Genomic DNA, 21563 nt, shown 5'->3' on the forward strand with positions numbered 1-21563 from the left:
CTTGGGAGTTCTCAGAAAAGCTGGTCGAAATCGATCTCCTGGCTATTTGCCGGGAGGCTGACCAGCATTCCGTCTTCAGACAATTTCAGCGTGCCTTCGAACAGGCTTGGCGCATCGCCCAGGAATGCGCGCTCGACCAAGCGAGCGGGCGGGGCGGGGACCATGTGATAGAGCACCAGTGCTTTTGCCCCTGCGGCTTCTGCCACCCGAGCCGCGTCCTCGGGCGTGGTGTGATAGTCGGGAATGTCGGCCATGATCTTGGCCGCATCGGAATTGCCCCGAGCTGCCAAGGTGCTTCCCAACTTGCCGACCATTTGCGGGTTGAGCGCTTCGTGGAAGATCACGTCCGCCCCTTCCGAAAAGCGCGCGAACTGAAGGGAAAATTTGGTGTCACCGCTGATCACGAGTGAGCGGCCTTTGTATTCGACCCGGAACGCCAGCGCATGGTCGACGGGGGCATGGTCGACCGGCAATGCACGGATCATCACGCCGTCCTTCTGATAGACCACTCTCTCGTCGTCTGCGGTGTCTGTGAAGGAGATTATACGCGCTTCACCGCCGAAGCCTCCCGGCCGTGCCACTTCGGGGCCGTGATGCGCGATTCGATAACCGCGGTCGATGTCATAGGCCTGCACGAAGCCGGCGACGACAGTGTCGGTGCCCTGCGGGCCGTAGACGGGCAGAGGCGTGGCTCGTCCGCCCGCTATCCAGGCCTGCAGCATTAGTTCGCCGAGCCCGTCGAGATGGTCCGAGTGGAGATGGGTCAGGAAGCCCGCTTCCAGCCGGTCCATCGGAAAGCCCATCCGCCCCAGCTTGCGGATCGAGCCCGATCCGGCATCGAATACAAAGCCCTGCTTCCCCGCCAGCACGGCGATGCAAGGACCGGCCCGCTCCGCATCGGGCATGGGCGACCCGCTGCCGCAGACATAGGCGTGCAACCCGTCGGGCAATTCTGCCGAACGATCGATCCCGACCTGGCGTTCGACCGCGGAACTGAAGACGCGTTCCCCGATCCAGCGCTGGCCAATAAGGAATGCAATTCCGGCGATTGCAATGATGCCAAGCAATGCCGCAGGCAATTTGCGCTTCATCGGGGGCTCCTCCTCAAGCGGTTTCCACTTGTGCCAATCGCCTCAGATTCTCTTCGTGGTCCGCCTTGTCGATCTTGTAGCGCGAAACGCAGTAAAGCGCGCCCAGCCAAAGCACCAGCAGCGAGGGTGCATAGAGCGCGCCGAGCCACCATAGCGTGTCGGCAGAGACCGTTCCCGGCGGGGCCCCATCAGGGAAGGCGACAATTGACAGGATCACGCCTGCTGCCAACACGCCAAGGCCTTGTGTCGTCTTTCTGGTGAAGGTGGTCGCAGCATAGTAGACGCCCTCGCTACGGCGTCCGGTCCTGAGCTGGTTCGATTCGACAAGATCGGCGATCATCGAAAAGCTCACCGCCTGCATTGCGATGATCAGGGCGAGATCCATCACATTGATGGCCAGAACCAGCGGGAAAAGGAGGGGATCGCCGTTTTCGGGCATCATTCCGACCAGGCGCAACAGTACCGGCAGCGGCTGGATCGAGAAGGCGAGCAACCCCAGAATGATCGTCGCCCGCTTCTTGCCCATGCGGCGCGTGGCCCAGGGCGCTATCGCTGCGCCGAGCAGGGCCGAGAAGAACACTGTGCAGGTCCAGATGAAGATCTGGAATTCGCTGAACTCCCAGAAGTAGTTGAGCATAAGGAACGCAAGGGCCGCTGCCAGCCCTGTCGCGATGGCCGAAAGGATTGTGGCGAAAAACAGTGCGATGAAGCTCTTCTCGCTCAGCGTTTCGACCATTTCGCGGAAGATGCGGCGTACGCCGAAGCGTTCGGCAGTCACCTTCGGGCGATGAAGGTGCGGAATGCGGCTGTGCGTGCCCAGGGCCGAAACCATGATCGCCACGAACATCATGACCGAGCCGATGATGCCATAGGTCTTGAATGCTTCGGGGTCGCGCATCCCGAGCGGGCCGGTCAGCAGCACGCCGAACATCAGCACGCTCATCAGATTGCCGCCCGCCCAGCCGAAGAACAGGCGATAGGATTGCAGGCTCGTTCGCTCTTCGTAATTGCTGGTGAGCTCGGGGATCAGGGCGGAACTCGGGGTTTCGTAAAAGGTGATGAAGGTGCGGATCAGGATCGAGAGGCCGGTGAGGTAGAAGAACAGGCCTGCCTGCCCGAGCTCGGGGGGATTCCACACCAGGAAATAAGTGAGTGCGACGGGCAAGGCCGCGCCATACATCAATGGATGCCGCCGGCCCCAGCGCGACTTGAGATTGTCCGACCAATAGCCGACAAGCGGGTCGCTCAAGGCGTCGAAAACCAGCGCGATCATCAGCGCCAGCCCCACCAGCCCCGGTTCCAGCCCGATCACCGTGCCATAGAAAAGCAGCAGGAAGTAATCGAAGCCATTATTCTTGATGCCGAAGGCGGTGGCGCCGAATCCATGGGCAAGCTTGAGAGCCGTTCCCGGCTTGTCCGAAAGGTTGGCGGCTTGCGCCGTCTGGCTTGATGTCATTGATTTTCTCTCCCGAATCGAAGGCTAGGAGAGGAGGTGCCGCAGTGCAATCGCCTTATTGGGGAGGATTCCAGTTGCCGGTTTCCATCCAGCTGAGGAAGCGCCTGAGCGGCAGCAGCCAGATCACGCCCAGCACGATATAGACCAGCGTCTGGGCCAATGTCGGCCACTCGCCGATCAGGCCGGGCGCATAACTCGCGACCGCGACGCCGTAGAACGTCAGCGCTGCCAGCAGGCCAAGGATGCCTGCGGGGATCCGCCAAGTCGGTTGTTCGCGCATCAAAAGGGTCCGTAAAGCCGTGTTGGAGTGACGATGGCATGGAGATGCCGGTCGTGGTGTTCGATCGGTAGTGTCTCGCACAATTGCACGTCCCATGCGAGGCCAACCGTCTGCGCTGCAGGATGTTCCGCCAGCCAGCGGTCGTAATGCCCGCCACCTTGCCCCAGTCGCTCACCGCGTGCGGTAAAGCCTAGCAGCGGCATGAACAGGACGTCGGGAACAAGCGTGTCCGCATCAGCCTCAGGCTGGAGCGCGCCGAAAGGGCCGGGCTCCAGATCGCACGCACCATAGGGATCGCTGTGGCGCGCGAATTCCATCGGCGCATCGCGCGATGCGAAGCGAGGCAGCGCGATGGTATGGCCGCGATCGAAGAAGAATCCGGCGTAATGCGCGGTCGGCGCTTCGTCGGCGGTGGCATGATAAAGGCCGATCACCGCATCCGGCGCGATCAAATCAAGCAGCGGAGCAGGCGGGTGGCGGAACACCAGCCCGCGCATCGTTTCGGGCAATTGCTCGACACATTCGCGGCGCTTTTTGCGCAGTAGCTTTCGTTGTGAGGCCTTGTCTTCCACCGTTCGCCCTGAGCTTGTCGAAGGGCCGTTCTTCCTTCGAGAGATTCGGTAGACAAGAAGTGCAGGGCTTCGACAGGCTCAGCCCGAACGGGTTTGTTGGGTTGCACTTCAGCAAGAAAAGTAGCGGAACCACCATGGGTCGGTTGCCCGAGAAATCCTCTGACGCCTCAACGTCAGGTGGGCGCCGTTTACCCCAACCCCCGGGACGAACCCGTGAATCAGGGCAGGGACAGCTCCCAAGGATTGCTTATAGCCTCAGGGATATTCAAATGGCTCGTGCCGGGCAGTCCCGCCGCCGCCTATCTAGGATGCCGCGAGCTTGCCCTCAAGCGCATCCGCGCATTTTTCAATGAGTCCGGCCAATTGTTCGAGCTGCGGTGCGACATCGGCTCCGGCGAACAAGGGTTCCTGCCCGCCTGCCGCCGATTTTATGTTGGCCAAATCGTTCGCCAGCGCGTCTCGCTCGGCGCGGACCGCATCGAGTTCGAGCGAGATTTCATGTTTCGCTCCCCTTGCGGCGGCGGCTTCGCTTTCCAGCTCCGCCAGCCGGTCGCCCAGCTGCCCGGGGTCGTCACCCACAGCTGCGCGCGTATCATGGAGTTCGTCCGCGAGCAGGATCGCCGCGAACAGCAGGTTCTGGGCGTCCTGCGGGGCGAGATTGCCTTCCATCTGGCGGAATTTTTCCTCCACCATCGCGCCCAATCGGGCGAGGTGCGCTTCCTGCCCATCGGAGCACGCAACGGCATAGCTCCTTCCACCGATGCGCAATGTGACCTGGCTCATTGTTCGAGCCCTTCGATCAACCTGTCGAGATCGCGCAGGGTTGCGGCAACCTCACCGCGCAACGCCTCATGGCGCGCCGCAAGTTCGCTATCGATGCCTGAAGCGGGGGCGAGCTTGTCACTCGCCGCCTCTATGCGGTTGAGAGCGGCCTCGATCCTGCGGATGGCCTGCTCTGTCCGGCTCCCCTCCATGGCGCGCAATTTACCGAATTTGCGCTGTCAGGGCAAAGCCTTGGCCGGGGCTGTTGATAACTCGTCTTGCATGGCCCCGGGCCAAGTATTTTCAGGTGAGCCGGTGAAAGCCCTGAATGCGCGGGTTGACCTCTCTTGAGCCCTCCGCAAAGGGTCCGTCAACGCGCCGAATCGGCGCACCGGGCCGCGCATTTCTGCGGGGCGCGCAGCCAGACCAGGAGCCAGAGCGCATGAGCCTCGATCCCGCCCGCCTGCAAGCCATGGCCAATGCCATTCGCGCGCTATCGATGGACGCTGTGCAGGCGGCGAATTCCGGACACCCGGGCATGCCGATGGGCATGGCGGATGTTGCCACCGTATTGTGGTCGCAATTCCTCAAATTCGACCCGTCGGCACCCGACTGGGCCGATCGCGACCGTTTCGTGCTTTCCGCCGGCCATGGCTCGATGCTGATCTACAGCCTGCTCTACCTTTCGGGATATGAGCAGCCGACCATCGGCGACATCCGCAGTTTCCGCCAGCTTGGCAGCCCCTGTGCCGGCCACCCCGAGAACTTCCTGCTGCCGGGAGTCGAGTGCACGACCGGCCCGCTGGGCCAGGGGCTGGCGATGGGCGTCGGCATGGCGATGGCAGAGCGCCACCTCAATGCAGTGTTCGGAGACGATCTGGTCGATCATCGCACCTGGGTGATCGCGGGTGACGGCTGCTTGATGGAAGGCATCAACCACGAAGCGATCGGTATCGCGGGCCACCTCAAGCTTGGTCGCATGATTGTGCTGTGGGATGACAACAACATCACCATCGACGGCAGCACCGACCTTTCGACCAGCGAAGACATCAAGGCGCGCTATGAAGCGACCGGCTGGCACGTAACCAGCTGCGACGGGCACGATTTCGCCGACATCGCCCGCGCGCTGGGTGAAGCGGTGGCAGACGAGCGCCCCTCGCTGATCGCTTGCAAGACCATTATCGGCAAGGGCGCGCCGCACAAGCAGGGCACATCGGCCACACATGGTTCGCCGTTGGGCGCCGACGAAGTCGCAGCGGCCCGCGCTGAGCTGGGCTGGGACTATCCGCCGTTCGAAGTGCCCGCAGACATTCTCGGCGATTGGCACTCGACCGGGCAGCACGGCAAGGAAGCGCACGGCGCGTGGGCGGGGCGGTTCGAAGCCTCAACCCACAAGGCCGAATTTGCGCGGCGCATGGCGGGCGAACTGCCTGCGGGCGACATCATGGGCGAGTATGTCGCCAAGCTGATTGCCGAGCCGCAGAAGGTCGCGACCCGCAAGGCCTCGGAAATGGCGCTGGCGCATATCAATCCGCAGCTGCCCGACACGATCGGCGGATCGGCCGATCTCACCGGCTCGAACAATACCAAGGCGGGAGGCATCGGCCCGTTCACCGCGGACGATTACAGCGGACGTTACGTATATTGGGGCATCCGCGAATTCGGCATGGCGGCGGCCATGAACGGAATGGCGCTCCATGGCGGGGTGATCCCATATGGCGGGACCTTCCTGGTCTTCACCGATTACGCGCGCGGCGCGATCCGCCTCTCGGCCTTGCAGCGCGTGCGCGCGATCTATGTGATGACGCATGATTCGATCGGCCTCGGCGAAGATGGGCCGACCCACCAGCCGATCGAGCATCTCGCTTCGCTGCGCGCGATGCCGAACTTGCTGGTGATGCGTCCGGCCGATGTGATCGAGACTGCCGAATGCTGGGATATTGCCCTCAGGCAGGCGAACCGTCCGACCGTGCTGGCGCTGAGCCGCCAGAACCTGCCGCAAGTACGGCTGGAAGCGGCCGGAGAAAACCTCTCGGCGCGCGGGGCCTATCGCCTCAAATCGGCCAATGCCGCTCGCAAGGTGGTGCTGGTCGCGACCGGCTCGGAAGTCGAGGTCGCTCTGGCATGCGCGGCGCAGCTTGAGGGGCAGGGCGTCGGCGCCGATGTGGTGTCGATGGTCAGCACCGAACTGTTCGACGAGCAGGGGACGGCTTACCGCAGCGATATCCTTCCGTCCGATTGCCTCAAGGTTTCGATCGAAGCGGGCACCACGTTCGGCTGGGAACGCTATACCGGCACCGACGGGCTCAATATCGGGATCGATCGTTTCGGGGCATCCGCACCGGCGGAGGCGTTGTTCGAGAAATTCGGCATCACCGCGGACGCCATTGTCCCGCGAATCTTCAGTAAATTGAACGGCTAAGCAGGAGTTTTTGTCATGGCGACCAAGGTTGCAATCAACGGTTTCGGGCGCATCGGGCGCAATGTGGCGCGCGCGATCCTGGAGCGCACCGATCACGATCTCGAGCTGGTTTCGATCAACGACCTCGCATCGGCGCAGGCCAATGCCATGCTGTTCCAGCGCGACAGCGTTCACGGCGCATTTTCGGGCACGGTTGAAGTCGACGGCAATGATTTGATCATCAACAGCAAGCGCATCCATGTGACCGCCGAGCGTGACCCGGCGAACCTGCCGCATGCCGCAAACGGCGTCGACATCGCGCTCGAATGCACCGGCTTCTTCACCGACCGCGCCTCGTGCGAAAAGCACCTGGCGGCCGGCGCCAAGAAGGTGCTGATCTCGGCACCGGGCAAGAATGTCGACCTCACGGTGGTATATGGCGTCAATCATGACAAGCTGACTGCCGAACACACCGTGGTTTCTAACGCATCGTGCACGACCAATTGCCTCGCGCCGTTCGCGAAGGTGCTGAACGACGCGATCGGGATTGAGCGCGGCCTGATGACCACGGTCCACGCCTATACCAACGACCAGAAGATCCTCGACCAGATCCACGAAGATCCGCGCCGCGCCCGCGCTGCGGCCATGTCGATGATCCCGACCACCACCGGCGCTGCCCGCGCGGTGGGTGAAGTTCTGCCCGAACTCAAGGGCAAGCTCGACGGTTCCGCGATCCGCGTACCAACCCCGAACGTCTCGGTGGTCGACCTGACCTTCCAGCCCAAGCGCGAAACGACCAAGGAGGAGGTCAATGCGCTGCTGAAGGCTGCTGCCGAAGGCCCGATGAATGGCGTGCTCGGCTATTCTGACGAACCGCTCGTGTCGATCGACTATAACCACTGCCCCAACAGCTCGACCATCGACAGCCTCGAAACCGGCGTGATCGACGGCAAGCTGGTGCGCGTGCTCAGCTGGTATGACAATGAATGGGGCTTCTCCAACCGCATGGTCGATACCGCAGGCGTGATGGGCGGCCTGCTCTAAGGGAGGCGAATGATGGCGGGCTTCAAGACCCTCGACGATCTGCCAGATGACCTGACCGGCAAGGTCGCGCTGGTGCGCGTCGACCTGAATTTGCCGATGAAGGACGGATCGGCGACCGACGTCACGCGCGTCGAGGCTTCGAAGCCCACTATCCTCGAGCTGACGGGCAAGGGCGCCAAGGTGTTGCTGCTCGCGCATTTCGGCCGCCCCAAGGGCCAGCGCAGCTCGGTGCTGTCCACCAGCATGGTGCAGGGCGATGTCGAGCGCGTGCTGGGCAAGGAAATCATGTTCATTCCCGAGGTCGCGGGGCCGGTGGCGCAGCAGGCGATCGGCATCCTTCGCCCGGGCGACATCGGGCTGATGGACAATGTCCGCTTCTGGCCCGGCGAGGAAGCCAATGATCCCGAGTTCGCCAAGGCGATCGCGGCCAATGGCGATTTCTACGTCAATGACGCCTTTTCCGCGGCGCATCGCGCCCATGCGACGACCGAAGGGCTGGCGCATCTGCTGCCATCCTATGCCGGACGCGCGATGGAAAGGGAGCTGAATGCGCTCGAGGCTGCGCTTGGTTCGCCGCAAACGCCCGTCGCAGCGGTCGTCGGCGGGGCCAAGGTTTCGACCAAGCTTGCGGTGCTCGAAAACCTCGTCGGCAAGGTCCAGCACCTGATCATTGGCGGCGGCATGGCCAACACCTTCCTCGCCGCGCGCGGTGTGGATGTCGGCAAGTCGCTTTGCGAGCATGACCTGACCGCCACCGCCAACAAGATCATGGACGAAGCGGATCATGCCGGATGCACGGTCCATCTTCCCTATGACGTCGTGGTGGCGAAGGAATTCGCGCCCAATCCTCCTTCGCTGCGGGTCTGCAATGTCCACGAAGTGGCACCGGACGAGATGATCCTCGATATCGGGCCGCAAGCGGTCGAGGCGCTGGGCGATGTGCTCAAGACCTGCCGAACGCTGGTATGGAACGGGCCGCTGGGCGCTTTTGAAACGCCTCCCTTCGACGAGGCGACTGTCGCGCTTGCGCGCATGGCCGCCGCGCTGACACAGGAAGGATCGCTCGTTTCGGTCGCTGGCGGCGGTGACACCGTCGCGGCGCTCGCCCATGCAGGCGTGACCGATGATGTGACTTACATTTCGACTGCGGGCGGCGCCTTCCTTGAATGGATGGAAGGCAAAGTGCTGCCCGGGGTTGCGGCGCTCAGCCAATGAGCGAAAACGAAGCCGTAGGGTCCAGTGGCGGGCTCAAGCCGATCACCGAAGGCGAATGGGTTGGCTGGTCGACCTGGCAAAGCGATGCGTTCGAGCAGCGTGCTGGCCCGTTTTACGAGCGCGTTGATGATAATGGCGAAATGGTCAGCGCGTTTCGCGCCGAGCCGCGCCACATGAACGGTGCCGGTTTCATGCACGGCGGCTGCCTGATGACCTTCGCCGATTCGGCGCTGTTCACCATCGCCAGCAGGGAATTGGGCGACGACCGCGGCGTCACGCTCAGCCTCACGGGCGACTTCCTCGATCCTGCGCGGGTCGGCCAGCTGGTCGAGGGGCGTGGCCGTGTGGTGAGGGCCGGTGGCAAGACGATTTTCGTCGAGGGTCTCGTCACCGCTGACGGCCAGCCGGTGCTGCGTTTCAACGGCATCATTCGCAAGGTGGGCAAGAAATCCTGATACCGGTTCCCGCCCCGTTGCTCCGGAGGTGAGTCGACGCTAAGTGCGCGCCGAACGCATACGTATGCACGATCAATCCCAGACCAGATCTCAAGACAGGACGCTGCCATGAACTTCGATGAAATGACCGCCAGGATTGCCAATGATGACGGGTTCATTGCTGCACTCGACCAGTCGGGCGGATCGACCCCGAAGGCGCTGCGCGGCTATGGCGTGAGCGACGACGAATGGTCGGGCGATGACGAAATGTTCGCGGCGATCCATGCGATGCGCAGCCGCGTGATCACCGCCCCCAGTTTCTCCAGCGGCAAGGTGATCGGCGCGATCCTGTTCGAAAAGACCATGGACGGCATGGTTGATGGCAAGCCCACTGCCGATGCGCTGAAGGCGCGCGGCGTCGTGCCCTTCATTAAGGTCGATGAAGGTTTGCAGGACGAAGCCGATGGCGTCCAGCTGATGAAGACCATGACCAAGCTCGACGCGCTGCTCGACAAGTCGGTCGCGGCTGGCATGTTCGGCACCAAGATGCGCTCGGTGATCAAGTCGGCGAACCCCAAGGGTATCGCGGCGATCGTTGCGCAACAGTTCGAATACGGCAACCGCATCGCGGACAAGGGCCTCGTCCCGATCCTTGAGCCGGAATATGACATCACCGCCGCCGATCGCGCGGAAGGCGAGAAGATCCTGCTGGCCGAACTGGCAAAGGGGCTCGATGCCTTGCCTGAAGGCCGCAAGGTGATGCTCAAGCTGTCGATCCCGGTCGAAGCCAATCTCTATGCGCCGCTGATCGCGCATCCCGCTGTGCTGCGCGTGGTCGCGCTTTCGGGTGGCTATTCGACCGAGGAAGCCTGCGAGCACCTCGCCAAGAACAAGGGAATGATCGCCAGCTTCAGCCGCGGCCTGCTGCAGGATCTGCGCAAGGACCAGACCGACGCAGAATTCGATGCGGCGCTGGGCAAGGCGATTGACGCAATCTACGCTGCATCTGTGGCCGGCTGATCCAACGGGCGGCGCAATCGCCGCCTAAATGTCGCGCTCGTAAATATAGGTCAGCCCGTATTCCGACAGCGGGATTGCGCCGTATTCGCGCGGCTTGGCCGTGGTCGAGAGCAGCGTAAGCCAGCCGCCTGGGACGCGCTGCGGGACGCCAAGCTCAAAATTGTACCCCTTGCGGCGGCTTCCGTCGACAATCACCGCTGCCACGACCAGGTGCTCGTCACGGAAGCACAGCTCGCGGTCAGGGCAGCGGGAGTCCTCGAAAACGCCTACAGTATAGAACGATAGCCCGCCTTCGAGCGCGACGCGTTCGAACATCGCGACCTCGCTGGTGATGGGGGCCGCACTGGCGGCGGCAAGCAGCGTGAGCGACGACCCAATGGCGAATAGCGGCATGGCGGCTTCTCCTTTGCCGGGCGATCATAGCGCAATTCCAGCCGCGCATGAGCACGATACTGGCACTGTCTCGCAAGCGGACAGATTCGATCGTGTTGGCGGGCGGCGATGTCGCGGCTATGGCACGCCGCATGAGTGACCAGACGCTTTCGACTCAGTTGTACCTGATTTCGCCGCTCGACGTTTCGGGCGATTTTCCGCAGCGGCTCGAGCGCGCGCTCGACGCGGGGCCGGGGCTGATCACCGCGTTCCAGTTTCGCATGAAGGATATCGACCAGCACGAGGCCGCGCGCCTGGCGGAGCCGCTGCAGGCGATCTGCGCCGCGCGCGATGTGGCCTTCATCGTCAATGACAGCATCGCGCTTGCCAAGCGGCTCAAGGCCGACGGAGTCCACCTTGGCCAGAAAGATGGCAGCCCGAAAGAGGCGCGGCAGGAACTGGGGCAGCACGCGCAGATCGGCGTGACCTGTCATGACAGTCGCCACTTGGCGATGGAGGCGGGCGAGGCTGGCGCGGACTATGTCGCTTTCGGGGCATTCTATCCGTCGACCACCAAGGAAACCGAGCACCGGCCCGAGCCCGAATTGCTCAGCTGGTGGACGCATTTGTTCGAGATTCCTTCTGTCGCTATCGGCGGCATCACGCCGCAGAATTGCGCTCCGCTGGTCGAAGCGGGGGCCGATTTCCTTGCGGTGTCAGGCGCCATCTGGAACGGCAACGAAGCGCAAGCGGTGAAGGATTTCGCGAAAGCGATCGCGAAGGCTTCCGCCGATCAGTAATTGCTGCCGACACGCACGCAGATCATTCGCCCGGTCGAGCCGTCCTCATTGATTGAGCGCAATTCATTGGTTCCGGTGCGGCGCAGCTGCTGGCCGTTCTTGGGGCCGCCGGTGAAGGTGAGCAAATCACCCCTGAGCAAATAGGTTCCGCGCCCTGCCTCGGTGCGGTAGCGCGAGGCACGGGTGATCGTGAAGCTTTCTTCCTCCACCGGGATCAGCGCGGGGCCCGCCGCATCGCCGGGCAGCGAGCACTGGTAGGGGCCATGCGGCATGGTCTTGAGGATTTCGCCCTGCGCGGGCGCTGCCAGCGCGAGTGCGGGCAGGAAGGTGAGCGGGATGAGCCGTTTCATGGCCGCCAGCGCTATCACGTTCACGCGCGGCTCGCCAGCCGCCTTGCCCCGCGTTCGCACCTCGGCTAAGGGCGCGCGCTACAGCAGCAGGCCCGCAGCCTGCAGGTTCCTTGAAAAGGTAAGTTCCCATGAAGATCAGCGGCGTCGATATTCGCCCCGGCAACATCCTGGAATATGAAGGCGGCATCTGGAAGGTCGCCAAGATACAGCACACCCAGCCCGGCAAGGGCGGCGCCTATATGCAGGTCGAGATGAAGAACCTGCAGGATGGCCGCAAGACCAACGTTCGCTTCCGCAGCGCCGACACGATCGAGCGAGTGCGCCTCGACACGAAGGAATTCCAGTTCCTTTATGAAGACGGCGAAATGCTGGTTTTCATGGACAATGACACTTACGAGCAGATCAACCTGCCGAGCGACCTCTTGGGCGATGCGCGCCCCTTCCTGCAGGACGGGATGCAGGTGACGCTCGAACTGTGGGAAGAAAAGCCGATCAGCGTCGAGCTTCCCGCGCAGATCGAGGCCACCATCGTTCAGGCCGATGCCGTGGTGAAGGGGCAGACCGCCTCTTCCAGCTACAAGCCCGCGATCCTAGATAATGGCGTGCGCATCATGGTGCCGCCGCACATCGAAAGCGGCACGCGCATCGTGGTCGACGTCTACGAACAGTCCTACGTCGGCAAGGCGAGCTAATCACGTGGCAGCGATCTCCGGCCTCATCCGCGTAATGGAAAAGGCTGCCCGCAAGGCGGGTGGCCGGTTGCGGCGCGACTTCGGCGAAGTCGAACACTTGCAAGTCAGCCGCAAGGGGCCGGCGGATTTCGTCTCCAAGGCCGATATGCGCGCCGAGCGCACGATCTATGACGAATTGCTGCAGGCGCGGCCGGATTGGGGCTTCAAGCTTGAGGAAGCCGGGGAGATCGAAGGCGATCCCAGTAAGCCGCGCTGGGTCATCGACCCGCTCGACGGCACGAGCAACTTCCTGCACGGCATCCCGCATTTCGCGATTTCGATTGCGGTGCAGGAGCCCAAGCTCGATGGATCGGGCTGGGGCGAAGTGACCGCCGGGGTGATCTACCAGCCGATTACCGACGAAACTTTCTGGGCGGAAAAAACGCGCGGTGCATGGCTGCAGGACGCTCGCCTAAGGGTTTCGGCGCGCTCGCAGATGCACGAAGCGCTCATCGCCACTGGCATTCCGTTCCAGGGTGCGGGCGATGCGGGAGAATGGATGAAGATCTACGGCGCAATCGGGCCCAATGTGGCGGGCATCCGCCGCTTTGGCGCAGCGTCGCTCGACCTTGCATGGGTCGCAGCTGGCCGGTTCGACGGCTTCTGGGAAACCGGCCTGAGCGATTGGGACACGGCGGCGGGCTGCCTCTTGGTGCGCGAAGCGGGCGGTTTCGTGAGCGATTTCCGCGGGCGTTCGGAACCGATCGCTGCGCGCCAGGTGCTTGCGGCCAACGACGCATTGCACTCCAAGCTGCACAAATTGCTGGCCAACGCCCTCAAGTAGCGAAGCGGTAGGGCGCAAACTTTCCGCGCACAAATAGCAGTGGTGCCCCTGGCCCGACTCGAACGGGCACTCCGTAAGGAACTCGATTTTGAGTCGAGCGCGTCTACCAATTCCACCACAGGGGCACTGCGTGCGGGAGCGCGGCTGTTAGCGGCGCTCGCGCGCCGCATCAAGTCACATCTATGCGGATCTTGATCACACCGTCTTCGCGACTGTCGAAAAGCGAATAGGCTTCCGCGCCTTCGCTCAACGTGAAGTGATAGCTGAACAGCCCTGACGCCTTGAGGCGGCCTTCCTGCACCAGCGGCACGAGGTGCGGCCACATGTTGGTCACGTCGCAGATTCCGCCGCGTACGGTAACATGCTTGAACATGATCAGTGGCAGCGGAAGCGTGTCTTCAGGTTCGGGTATTCCGATAAACGACACATTCCCGCGTGGGGCGACCAGCGGCAGTGCGCTGGCGATGGCGCCGCTTGCTCCGGATGCTTCGAACACGGACTGTGCGCCCCGGCCGCCGGTCAATTCCCGCACTTGCTCCACAAGTTTCGGCCCGGGCGCCAGAGCGGTGGCACCAAGTTTTTCTGCCATGGCGCGGCGCGAGGCGACCGGATCGATCGCAAAGACCTGCGACGCACCGAGGAGGTAGGCAAGCTCGACCCCGATCAGCCCGATCGGTCCCAGTCCGATCACCGCCACTGATCCGCCCGGCTTGGGCTCGGCCCGGGTCAGGCCGAAATAGGCGGTGGCCATGGCATCGGTCAGCAGCATGGCATGCTCGTCCGAAAGCCCTTCGCGGCTGTAGAGCGTGGCGTCGGCATTGGGTACGCAGACGAATTCGGCCTGGCCGCCTTCAAGTGTTGGGCCGATGCCGAAAGCGGTCGCATGTCGGCAGGCGCCAGCATTGCCCGTACGGCAGGCAGGGCATCTGCCGCAGCCGGTGCCGCCCGCCGCTAGCACTTTCTGCCCGACGCTGAAGCCGTGCACTTCCGGGCCCGTTTCGACCACTTCGCCGATGAATTCATGCCCGCAGCAGAATTTGGGAGCCTCGGCGGCATAGTCGGTCGAGCCGATATGCGCGCCGTGATACATGTGGAGGTCGCTGCCGCAGATCGAACAGCTTTCGACCTTCAATATGGCGCTGTTGGGGCTGCGCAATTCGGGGTCGACATAGCTGTCATAGCGGATGTCCCGCGGCCCGTTGAATACCAGTGCCTTCATCTCTTGTTCCTCTCATGCGGCAATCCCGCAAAGAGACCATTGCCGCTCGTGCCAGGCGCCGCAACCAGCGCTTTTGGGAAAAAGCCTTGTCTTTTCACCCAGCCTTTGGGATTCATGCGGTTAGCGATGCTGGCCTTACCTTCCTTCCATGCCATGGCAGCGATGGCGGTGACGCTGGCCATGTTCGTTGCCTTCGCGCGCGGGCGTATGCCGATCGAGATCATTTCGCTGCTTACGATCGCCGTGATCGCAGTGGGGCTCTATTTCTTCCCGCTTGAGGGCGCCAAGCCGACCGACGGGCTCGCGCTAGCCTTCTCAGGCTTCGGCCATTACGCACTGATCACGATCTGCGCGCTAATGATCATGGGTCGCGGCCTGGTCGTGACTGGGGCGCTCGAACCGGCGGCGCGCTTGCTGGAACGGGTTTTCAAAATCAACTTGCAGCTTGGGCTTCTAGTATCGTTGCTGCTGGCCTTGTTCTTGTCGATGGGCGTCAACGACACGCCCGTGCTGGTGCTGCTGATGCCGATTTTCGTCGCGCTTGCAGCGCGCGGGGCGATGCCTGCATCGAAAACGCTGATCCCGCTCAACGCCGCCGTTTTGATCGGGGGCATGGCGACAACGATCGGCACATCCACCAATATCCTTGTGGTCTCGATCGCTGTCGATTTGGGAATGCCGCAGATGAGCGTGTTCCACTACACGCCGATCGTGCTGATGGCGGCCCTGGTTGCTTTGCCTTATCTGTGGCTGGTGATGCCGCGGCTGCTCGGTGACAACAGCGTCGAGAGCAAGGCTGTCCAGCGGCGCTTCCATACCCGCCTCAGGATCGCGCCCGACAGTTCGCTGGCGGGTGTGGAGCTTTCCTCGATCCTGCCGCGCCTGCCGGGGGACATTCGCTTTCACGACCAGCCTAGCGGGCCGCTGCAGCCGCAACAGCGCCTCCACATCTCGGGCACGCACGAGGCGCTCGAGGATGCGATGCGCGTGCTCAAGGGGCATCTGGCGCCAAGCTGGGTGGTCGACCGCATCCGGCGCGAATCCTCGGCCAAGGGGCAGGACATCACCGTCGTCGAAATGACGGTGACGGCGGATTCGCGGCTGATCAGCCGGACGCTGCCGACCTCCGGCATTGCGGATCTCTATGGTGTTGCCGTTCTCGGCATCCACCGGCCCGAGCGGCTGATGGGCGAACGCGACCAGTACAGCCAGGGTGGCGACCTGCGGATTGCGGAAGGTGACGTGCTGCTTGTGATGGGGCTGCCCGGGAGCCTGCAGGATTTTGCCGACGCGGACAGCCTCTTGATGCTTGAGGGCGCACGCGAACTGCCCCGCAAGTCGAAGGCACTGCTCGCTGCGGCGATCATGGTCTTCTCGGTCTTTACCGCTTCGATCGGCATCTTCCCGATCGCGGTTTCGGCGCTCGCAGGCGCAATCCTGATGTTCGTGACCGGCTGCGTGAAGTTCGACCGGGTAGGGCGCGCCCTTTCGGCGAGAGTGATCGTGCTCGTTGCCGCGAGCATTGCGATCGGCCGCATCGTCCTCGAAAGCGGGGCCGCAGCATGGCTTGGCGAGGCATTGGCGATGGGGCTGCAGCACTTGCCACCCGCTGCAGTGTTGGCGGCAATCATGTTGTTCGTGACGCTGCTGACCAACTTCGCTTCGAACGCAACTGCGGCCACTGTCGGGACGCCGATTGCTTTCAAGATCGCGACCCAGCTGGGCCTGCCGGCAGAGCCCCTGATCCTGGCTGTGCTGTTTGGCTGTAATCTCTGCTACGCAACGCCAGTTGCCTACCAGACCAACATGCTGATCATGTCAGAAGGCAGCTACCAGTTCAAAGACTACATCCGCACCGGCGTGCCGCTGGTGTTCCTGATGGTAACCGTGCTTTCGGTGCTGTTGGTCACGACTTACGGGATGTAGTTCGGCCTCAGTCTGCGAAGCATGCGAGTGCCGCAGTATTGTCTTCCCCCGCTGTCGTAACGCAGGTCTTTATTTCGAGCAGTCTGGCCTGAGCTTCGATCTGTGCCTTTTGGGATTCGGCCAATCCTTTTTGCTGGTCGGAAAGATTTACCCTCAGCTGGAATATCTCGGCCGGGACTGAAACGATGGATTTGGCGATCCGAACGGGAAGTCTGACGACTTCAAGCACCTCGCTAGGACGGTTGGCAGTCCACGAAGTGATCATGCCATTCTCGAACAGGACATCGTTGGTCGTCTTGACGAATGCGGATGAGCGCATGGGAATGTGGGAGATCGGACCGGCCTGTGGCAGCATCACCAATGCGGCATCGATCGGATCGGAGTCCGATGACGACGCGCTGCATGCCACGCCCGAACGGCACTGGCGCAAGGTGATCGTCACCGGCAGAGCTGAGCGATAGAATAGGGCTCCTTGCTGACCCGCCTGAGAAAGGTCCGACGAATCAACTTGGGCTGCGCTACTGCCCGCAACTTCGACGCGGAAGGGATATTTGGACCGGGCGAGTTCAAGATTGAGCCAAGCAAGGCTTTCGCCTTTGCCGGGATCAAAACGCAAGCTGAACTTTGTCGGCCTCTGGCAATCTTCGGCTACTTCTTCCTCGGTTTGTCCGAAAGCTTCGATTCCGCCGGGTATTGCCGTCCCGAAACTTGCGATCGCAGAAGCGGCTTCGACGATGATGTCGCCAGTCCGGTCGGCTGCGACGACATTTGCTGAGGAAAGAAGACCATCCATGGTTATTACCAGCTTCGTTTCGTCGTCGCGAAATGGATTGTGGGCGGGATCGGCAATAAAAATCCAGTCTCTGTCGGGGCTCAATTCCATGAGCTCCAGCTTGGCTGAGTAGGAAAAGGCGCAACTGCCCTTCGGGGCAGTTCGAAGCGCGAGTAGGCTAGCTTCGAGGGAATCAACTTCTCCCGTGGCCTTAGCCTGGGCCTGCTTGGCGGCACCCAGGTCTGATGCAAGGACTGCAAGTCTTGCCGCGATTTCCCTCTTGGCCTGTTCATTGGCTTGCACGGCTGCATCGGCCAATCGCCGCGTCTCCAGTTTGACCTCGCCATCGATGCGTTTGACCTCGCCATTGGCCTTTTCCAGTTCGGCCTTTTTGGTCGCAAGCGCCTTGGTGAGTTCAGCTTCGTTCAAGAGCTTTCGCTCAGCGCTCAATTTGGCTTCGCGTTTCGGCAGAAAATAGGTCAGGCCTGGCTCGACTGCGGATAGCTGTCTTTCAGATGTTTGCACGGTAGCGCAGCCACCGATCATGCCGACACAGACGATCATCGCAATTGCACGGCGCATGGTTCCCCCCTTTTGGCCAGATACGGCGAACATGGGCACGGCTGGCCCAGGCGCAACTTCAGTTTTTCTGTATGCAAGTGCGACGCAAGCCATTGACCAGCTTGGCGGCCGCCTGAAATGTGACGGCCGCCGGTGCGGGGGGTGCACCGACGGCCGTGTCTCCTCCCCAGGAGAATGGTATCGGGGCGAAGGGGGCGCCCCGAATTAGGTTACTCAGCCATAATTGCCGAGTCGGTGATGAAGCGCATTGATCTTGGCCAATTCGTCGCGGTCCTCTGTGGTCCGGGCGTAGCTTTCGAGCGCGCGGCGAAGCAGCTTGAAGTCGGCCGTAGAGAGCAGTGCCCTTGCACGCCCCGGTTCGCTCGGCTTGGTTTCGCTATCGGTCATAGTGGTTCTCCCTCGAAGTTGCGGGTTACGCAGCCTCGAACTGGTTCATCGTGTTGTCCTTGCCAGCTGCCTTCAGGGCCGCTTCGCCAGCGAAATATTCCTTGTGGTCGTCGCCGATGTCGCTGCCGGACATGTTCTGGTGCTTCACGCAGGCGATGCCCTGGCGGATTTCCTGCCGCTGGACGTTCTTGACGTAGCCAAGCATGCCCTGGTCACCGAAATATTCCTTGGCGAGATTGTCGGTGCTGAGCGCAGCCGTGTGATAGGTCGGCAAAGTGATGAGGTGGTGGAAGATGCCAGCCTGCGCCGCCGCGTCCTTCTGGAAGGTGCGGATGCGTTCATCGGCTTCGGCGGCGAGTTCGCTGCCGTCATAATCCGCGCTCATCAGCTTCGCCCGGTCATAGGCCGAAACGTCCTTGCCCGCTTCGCTCCATGCGTCGAACACCTGCTGGCGGAAGTTTAGCGTCCAGTTGAAGCTGGGCGAGTTGTTGTAGACCAGCTTGGCGTTGGGAATGACTTCGCGGATGCGGTTCACCATCCCGCCGATCTGGCCGATATGCGGCTTTTCGGTTTCGATCCACAGCAGATCCGCGCCGTTCTGGAGCGACGTGATGCAGTCGAGCACGCAGCGATCCTCGCCAGTGCCTGAACGGAACTGGTAGAGGTTGCTGGGCAGGCGCTTGGGGCGCAGCAGCTTGCCGTTGCGGGTGATCAGCACGTCGCCATTGCCGATCTGGTCTGCGTCGACCTCGTCGCAATCGAGGAAAGAGTTGTACTGGTCGCCCAGGTCGCCTGCTTCCTTCGAGAAAGCGATCTGCTTGGTCAGGCCAGCGCCGAGCGAGTCGGTGCGGGCAACGATGATCCCGTCGTCGACTCCGAGTTCGAGGAAGGCGTAGCGAACCGCGCGGATCTTCTGCAGGAAGTCCTCATGCGGAACGGTGACCTTGCCGTCCTGGTGGCCGCATTGCTTTTCGTCCGACACCTGGTTTTCGAGCTGGATGGCGCAAGCGCCGGCTTCGATCATCTTCTTGGCGAGCAAATAGGTCGCTTCGGCATTGCCGAAACCGGCGTCGATGTCTGCGATGATCGGAACGACATGCGTTTCGTAATTGTCGATCGCATGTTCGATGCGCTTGGCTTCAACTTCGTCGCCACGCTCGCGCGCCGCATCCAGATCGCGGAACATCATGCCCAGTTCGCGTGCGTCGGCCTGGCGCAGGAAAGTGTAGAGTTCCTCGATCAGAGCGGGAACCGAGGTCTTCTCATGCATCGACTGGTCGGGAAGCGGCCCGAATTCGCTACGGAGCGCGGCAATCATCCAGCCCGACAGGTAGAGGTAACGCTGCTTGGTGCTGCCGAAATGCTTCTTGATGCTGATCATCTTCTGCTGGGCGATGAAGCCGTGCCAGCAGCCCAGCGACTGGGTGTAATTGGCAGGATCGGCATCATAGGCCGCCATGTCAGCGCGCATGATCTTCGCGGTGTATTTGGCGATTTCAAGACCCGAGCGGAAGCGGTTCTGCAATTGCATGCGCGCGGCGCTCTCGGCATCGATCGCATTCCACGGCGAGCCATTCGTGGTGATGGTCTTGCGCAGATCGGCGATGGTGGCCTGATAAGTCATTTGCTGTCTCCTGGCGGGGCGGGGAGGTGCCCCTCACGAACAGGAATGACGCGCGAATCGGCTGGATGACAGGAAAAATTACAAAATATCTTGTCTCAATGAGCAGGTTTGGGCTTTTCAGCGTGTAAAAATGTAAATATATTTACACCATGTCCGAGAACCTTCTTCTTGCCGGCCCCGCGCTTCGTCGCTTGCGAAAGCGCGAAGGGCTAACCCAGGCGACAATGGCTGCCACGCTCGGCATAAGCCCGAGCTACCTCAATTTGATCGAACGAAACCAGCGCCCGCTTTCCGCGCGGGTGCTGATGCAGGTGATCGAACGGTTCGATTTCGATCCGCGTTCGCTGCGGGAAGATGAGGCGATTGGCGGGGTTGACGGAATGGCGCGGCGCCTTGCCGACGAACGCTTCGCCGATCTGGGTATCGACCGCGATGAAGTAAGCGAGTTGCTGGCAGTGGCTCCGCAGGCCGCTGCGGCCCTGGCGCGGCTCTACGACCGCAGCGGCCCGGAAGCGGGCGGGGTCAATGACTCGCTGGTCGCATCACGCCGGGAGATCGAGCGGTGGCGCAATCATTTCGCCGATCTCGACCATGCAGCCGAGCAACTTGCCGATGAGCTACGGCTTTCACATGGCGACCTTGGCGCCGCACTGACCGAGCGGCTGCGCGAACGGCACCAGCTGACTGTACGGATACTGCCGCTCGACGTTATGCCAGATGCCCTTCGCCGGCTCGACCTCCACGCGCGCCAGCTGCAGCTCTCCGAGATGCTCGACCGTTCATCGCGCAATTTCCAGATCGCGTCGCAGCTCGTCTCGCTCGAGCAACGCGAAGCGATTTCGAAGCTTGTGGCCGGTGCCCAGCTCGACGACAATGCCGCTCGCCAGCTGGTCGAACGGCACCTCACCGCATATTTCGCCGCTGCGCTGCTGATGCCATATGGCCGTTTCCTCCGCGCCTGCGAGCAGACGGGATATGATTTCACCATCCTGCAGCGCCGTTTTGGGGTCAGTTTCGAGCAATTGGCGCATAGGCTCACGACACTCCAGCGGGTGGGCCAGCGTGGACTTCCCTTCTTCATGGCGCGGCTCGACCGGGCAGGCCAGTTTTCGAAGCGTTTCTCCGGCGCGAGCGGTGCAACGCTCCTCGAAAGCGAGGCTACTTGCCCACTTTGGGTGGCGCACAAGGCCTTCGAGCGGCGCGGCGAATTCTGCGTGCAGCCCGTCATGGTCGAAGGCGCGGATTCGGGGCCGGCCCACTGGCTCACTATCGCGAGGACGGTCGAAGCCATTGGCGCCGGTGAAGAAGCGACGTTTGTTATCGTGTTGGGAGTTGAGGCCCGGTTTGGAGGGCAGCTGACGCTAGCCAAGGGCATATCGCTCGACCAAGCGGCCGCGCAGCCAATCGGGCTGGGTTGCGCGCGATGCTATCGCGAGGGGTGCCGCCAGCGTTCGCTCCCGCCCAGAGGTGCGCCGCTGCGGGTTGACCGCGTGGCGCGCGGCGTAACACCGTTCGAATTCAGTCCCCAGCGCTAGGAGCGATCTCGCGGAAAACCTCACCGAATTAACCTGGGATCAACCCCGTAAGTCCGCAGGAAAGCTGGCATTCCGAACCTAGTGTAAAGTTTACCGACATTTCACATCTCGGCCTTAGGCTCCGTCCTTCGAATGACGAGGCGCCGAGACGTGTTGATGCAGAGCCTGAACAATCGCGATAGGTTGCGCGTATTGCTGCGCGGGTT

At 62.2% G+C, this 21563-nt stretch carries 23 protein-coding genes and 1 tRNA gene; 10 read left to right on the forward strand and 14 right to left on the reverse strand.

The window, feature by feature from the left end; genetic code table 11:
• Positions 1–11 precede the first annotated feature (11 nt).
• From ACUJ47_RS02545 to ACUJ47_RS02570, 6 genes are all read right to left on the reverse strand, one after another.
• Positions 12–1091, reverse strand: a complete 1080-nt coding sequence (locus ACUJ47_RS02545) for an MBL fold metallo-hydrolase (protein ID WP_445536894.1) — start codon at positions 1089–1091, stop codon at positions 12–14.
• Positions 1092–1104: 13 nt separating this feature from the next.
• A complete protein-coding gene (locus tag ACUJ47_RS02550; RefSeq protein ID WP_445536895.1) occupies positions 1105–2547 on the reverse strand; it encodes an MFS transporter in 1443 nt (480 codons plus the stop codon).
• A gap of 55 nt (positions 2548–2602) precedes the next feature.
• The gene (locus ACUJ47_RS02555; protein ID WP_445536896.1) at positions 2603–2827 is read right to left on the reverse strand and encodes a DUF2842 domain-containing protein; all 225 of its coding nucleotides are present in this window, start codon (positions 2825–2827) and stop codon (positions 2603–2605) included.
• Positions 2827–3399 (reverse strand): 5-formyltetrahydrofolate cyclo-ligase, encoded by a 573-nt coding sequence (locus ACUJ47_RS02560; protein ID WP_445536897.1) that lies wholly within the window; start codon positions 3397–3399, stop codon positions 2827–2829. Before ACUJ47_RS02560 ends, ACUJ47_RS02555 begins: the two co-directional genes overlap by 1 nt.
• Before the next feature lie 303 nt (positions 3400–3702).
• Positions 3703–4182: a cell division protein ZapA gene (locus ACUJ47_RS02565; RefSeq protein WP_445536898.1), complete on the reverse strand. Its 480-nt coding sequence runs from the start codon at positions 4180–4182 to the stop codon at positions 3703–3705.
• The gene (locus ACUJ47_RS02570) at positions 4179–4373 is read right to left on the reverse strand and encodes a hypothetical protein (protein ID WP_445536899.1); all 195 of its coding nucleotides are present in this window, start codon (positions 4371–4373) and stop codon (positions 4179–4181) included. The genes ACUJ47_RS02565 and ACUJ47_RS02570 overlap by 4 nt, the downstream gene beginning before the upstream one ends.
• Before the next feature lie 230 nt (positions 4374–4603).
• On the opposite strand from ACUJ47_RS02570, the gene tkt reads away from it, so the two are divergent.
• From tkt to ACUJ47_RS02595, 5 genes are all read left to right on the forward strand, one after another.
• Positions 4604–6583, forward strand: coding sequence for a transketolase (gene tkt / locus ACUJ47_RS02575; RefSeq protein WP_445536900.1), 1980 nt, complete (start codon positions 4604–4606; stop codon positions 6581–6583).
• Positions 6584–6598: 15 nt separating this feature from the next.
• A complete protein-coding gene (gene gap, locus ACUJ47_RS02580) occupies positions 6599–7606 on the forward strand; it encodes a type I glyceraldehyde-3-phosphate dehydrogenase (RefSeq protein ID WP_445536901.1) in 1008 nt (335 codons plus the stop codon).
• Between the two features lie 12 nt (positions 7607–7618).
• Positions 7619–8821, forward strand: a complete 1203-nt coding sequence (locus ACUJ47_RS02585; RefSeq protein ID WP_445538839.1) for a phosphoglycerate kinase — start codon at positions 7619–7621, stop codon at positions 8819–8821.
• The gene (locus ACUJ47_RS02590; RefSeq protein ID WP_445536902.1) at positions 8818–9276 is read left to right on the forward strand and encodes a PaaI family thioesterase; all 459 of its coding nucleotides are present in this window, start codon (positions 8818–8820) and stop codon (positions 9274–9276) included. The genes ACUJ47_RS02585 and ACUJ47_RS02590 overlap by 4 nt, the downstream gene beginning before the upstream one ends.
• Before the next feature lie 108 nt (positions 9277–9384).
• Positions 9385–10275: a fructose bisphosphate aldolase gene (locus ACUJ47_RS02595; RefSeq protein WP_445536903.1), complete on the forward strand. Its 891-nt coding sequence runs from the start codon at positions 9385–9387 to the stop codon at positions 10273–10275.
• Positions 10276–10299: 24 nt separating this feature from the next.
• Here ACUJ47_RS02595 and ACUJ47_RS02600 read toward each other — a convergent pair whose 3' ends face one another.
• Positions 10300–10668: a hypothetical protein gene (locus tag ACUJ47_RS02600; RefSeq protein WP_445536904.1), complete on the reverse strand. Its 369-nt coding sequence runs from the start codon at positions 10666–10668 to the stop codon at positions 10300–10302.
• Positions 10669–10799: 131 nt separating this feature from the next.
• On the opposite strand from ACUJ47_RS02600, the gene thiE reads away from it, so the two are divergent.
• Positions 10800–11447, forward strand: a complete 648-nt coding sequence (gene thiE, locus ACUJ47_RS02605) for a thiamine phosphate synthase (protein WP_445538840.1) — start codon at positions 10800–10802, stop codon at positions 11445–11447.
• On the opposite strand, the gene ACUJ47_RS02610 is transcribed toward thiE, so the two are convergent.
• Entirely contained in the window at positions 11441–11797 is a 357-nt protein-coding gene (locus ACUJ47_RS02610; protein WP_445536905.1) for an elongation factor P, read from the reverse strand. The genes thiE and ACUJ47_RS02610 overlap by 7 nt on opposite strands.
• A gap of 128 nt (positions 11798–11925) precedes the next feature.
• On the opposite strand from ACUJ47_RS02610, the gene efp reads away from it, so the two are divergent.
• Together efp and ACUJ47_RS02620 are read left to right on the forward strand one after the other, a co-directional pair.
• Positions 11926–12489, forward strand: a complete 564-nt coding sequence (gene efp, locus ACUJ47_RS02615) for an elongation factor P (RefSeq protein WP_445536906.1) — start codon at positions 11926–11928, stop codon at positions 12487–12489.
• A 4-nt stretch (positions 12490–12493) separates the two neighbouring features.
• Positions 12494–13312 carry an inositol monophosphatase family protein gene (locus tag ACUJ47_RS02620; RefSeq protein WP_445536907.1) on the forward strand — a complete coding sequence of 273 codons (819 nt, stop codon included), beginning with the start codon at positions 12494–12496 and terminating at the stop codon, positions 13310–13312.
• A 40-nt stretch (positions 13313–13352) separates the two neighbouring features.
• Here the strand turns inward: ACUJ47_RS02620 and ACUJ47_RS02625 are convergent.
• From ACUJ47_RS02625 to ACUJ47_RS02635, 3 genes are all read right to left on the reverse strand, one after another.
• Positions 13353–13437: transfer RNA gene (locus ACUJ47_RS02625), tRNA-Leu, on the reverse strand.
• Positions 13438–13481: 44 nt separating this feature from the next.
• Entirely contained in the window at positions 13482–14531 is a 1050-nt protein-coding gene (locus ACUJ47_RS02630) for a zinc-binding dehydrogenase (RefSeq protein WP_445536908.1), read from the reverse strand.
• The gene (locus ACUJ47_RS02635; RefSeq protein WP_445536909.1) at positions 14528–14713 is read right to left on the reverse strand and encodes a hypothetical protein; all 186 of its coding nucleotides are present in this window, start codon (positions 14711–14713) and stop codon (positions 14528–14530) included. The genes ACUJ47_RS02630 and ACUJ47_RS02635 overlap by 4 nt, the downstream gene beginning before the upstream one ends.
• On the opposite strand from ACUJ47_RS02635, the gene ACUJ47_RS02640 reads away from it, so the two are divergent.
• Positions 14694–16457, forward strand: coding sequence for an SLC13 family permease (locus ACUJ47_RS02640; protein WP_445536910.1), 1764 nt, complete (start codon positions 14694–14696; stop codon positions 16455–16457). The genes ACUJ47_RS02635 and ACUJ47_RS02640 overlap by 20 nt on opposite strands.
• A 7-nt stretch (positions 16458–16464) precedes the next feature.
• Here ACUJ47_RS02640 and ACUJ47_RS02645 read toward each other — a convergent pair whose 3' ends face one another.
• From ACUJ47_RS02645 to ACUJ47_RS02655, 3 genes are all read right to left on the reverse strand, one after another.
• On the reverse strand, positions 16465–17811 hold the full coding sequence (locus tag ACUJ47_RS02645) for a hypothetical protein (protein WP_445536911.1): 1347 nt from the start codon (positions 17809–17811) through the stop codon (positions 16465–16467).
• A 213-nt stretch (positions 17812–18024) separates the two neighbouring features.
• Positions 18025–18198 (reverse strand): hypothetical protein, encoded by a 174-nt coding sequence (locus ACUJ47_RS02650; protein WP_354144965.1) that lies wholly within the window; start codon positions 18196–18198, stop codon positions 18025–18027.
• A gap of 25 nt (positions 18199–18223) precedes the next feature.
• Positions 18224–19822, reverse strand: coding sequence for an isocitrate lyase (locus ACUJ47_RS02655; RefSeq protein ID WP_445536912.1), 1599 nt, complete (start codon positions 19820–19822; stop codon positions 18224–18226).
• A 149-nt stretch (positions 19823–19971) separates the two neighbouring features.
• On the opposite strand from ACUJ47_RS02655, the gene ACUJ47_RS02660 reads away from it, so the two are divergent.
• A complete protein-coding gene (locus ACUJ47_RS02660) occupies positions 19972–21357 on the forward strand; it encodes a helix-turn-helix domain-containing protein (RefSeq protein ID WP_445536913.1) in 1386 nt (461 codons plus the stop codon).
• Positions 21358–21563 lie beyond the last annotated feature (206 nt).

It is taken from the genome of Altererythrobacter sp. Z27 (genome assembly GCF_052683155.1).

What these genes read in the sequence shown, in the direction of transcription:
- tkt (WP_445536900.1), top strand. Translation starts at nt 4,604, where the DNA reads ATGAGCCTCGATCCCGCCCGCCTGCAAGCCATGGCCAATGCCATTCGC.
- ACUJ47_RS02545 (WP_445536894.1), bottom strand. Translation starts at nt 1,091, where the DNA reads ATGAAGCGCAAATTGCCTGCGGCATTGCTTGGCATCATTGCAATCGCC.
- ACUJ47_RS02645 (WP_445536911.1), bottom strand. Translation starts at nt 17,811, where the DNA reads ATGCGCCGTGCAATTGCGATGATCGTCTGTGTCGGCATGATCGGTGGC.
- gap (WP_445536901.1), top strand. Translation starts at nt 6,599, where the DNA reads ATGGCGACCAAGGTTGCAATCAACGGTTTCGGGCGCATCGGGCGCAAT.
- ACUJ47_RS02565 (WP_445536898.1), bottom strand. Translation starts at nt 4,182, where the DNA reads ATGAGCCAGGTCACATTGCGCATCGGTGGAAGGAGCTATGCCGTTGCG.
- ACUJ47_RS02630 (WP_445536908.1), bottom strand. Translation starts at nt 14,531, where the DNA reads ATGAAGGCACTGGTATTCAACGGGCCGCGGGACATCCGCTATGACAGC.
- ACUJ47_RS02550 (WP_445536895.1), bottom strand. Translation starts at nt 2,547, where the DNA reads ATGACATCAAGCCAGACGGCGCAAGCCGCCAACCTTTCGGACAAGCCG.
- ACUJ47_RS02650 (WP_354144965.1), bottom strand. Translation starts at nt 18,198, where the DNA reads ATGACCGATAGCGAAACCAAGCCGAGCGAACCGGGGCGTGCAAGGGCA.
- thiE (WP_445538840.1), top strand. Translation starts at nt 10,800, where the DNA reads ATGAGTGACCAGACGCTTTCGACTCAGTTGTACCTGATTTCGCCGCTC.
- ACUJ47_RS02555 (WP_445536896.1), bottom strand. Translation starts at nt 2,827, where the DNA reads ATGCGCGAACAACCGACTTGGCGGATCCCCGCAGGCATCCTTGGCCTG.
- ACUJ47_RS02655 (WP_445536912.1), bottom strand. Translation starts at nt 19,822, where the DNA reads ATGACTTATCAGGCCACCATCGCCGATCTGCGCAAGACCATCACCACG.
- ACUJ47_RS02660 (WP_445536913.1), top strand. Translation starts at nt 19,972, where the DNA reads ATGTCCGAGAACCTTCTTCTTGCCGGCCCCGCGCTTCGTCGCTTGCGA.
- efp (WP_445536906.1), top strand. Translation starts at nt 11,926, where the DNA reads ATGAAGATCAGCGGCGTCGATATTCGCCCCGGCAACATCCTGGAATAT.
- ACUJ47_RS02600 (WP_445536904.1), bottom strand. Translation starts at nt 10,668, where the DNA reads ATGCCGCTATTCGCCATTGGGTCGTCGCTCACGCTGCTTGCCGCCGCC.
- ACUJ47_RS02610 (WP_445536905.1), bottom strand. Translation starts at nt 11,797, where the DNA reads ATGAAACGGCTCATCCCGCTCACCTTCCTGCCCGCACTCGCGCTGGCA.
- ACUJ47_RS02595 (WP_445536903.1), top strand. Translation starts at nt 9,385, where the DNA reads ATGAACTTCGATGAAATGACCGCCAGGATTGCCAATGATGACGGGTTC.
- ACUJ47_RS02590 (WP_445536902.1), top strand. Translation starts at nt 8,818, where the DNA reads ATGAGCGAAAACGAAGCCGTAGGGTCCAGTGGCGGGCTCAAGCCGATC.
- ACUJ47_RS02570 (WP_445536899.1), bottom strand. Translation starts at nt 4,373, where the DNA reads ATGGAGGGGAGCCGGACAGAGCAGGCCATCCGCAGGATCGAGGCCGCT.
- ACUJ47_RS02585 (WP_445538839.1), top strand. Translation starts at nt 7,619, where the DNA reads ATGGCGGGCTTCAAGACCCTCGACGATCTGCCAGATGACCTGACCGGC.
- ACUJ47_RS02635 (WP_445536909.1), bottom strand. Translation starts at nt 14,713, where the DNA reads ATGGCCAGCGTCACCGCCATCGCTGCCATGGCATGGAAGGAAGGTAAG.
- ACUJ47_RS02640 (WP_445536910.1), top strand. Translation starts at nt 14,694, where the DNA reads ATGGCGGTGACGCTGGCCATGTTCGTTGCCTTCGCGCGCGGGCGTATG.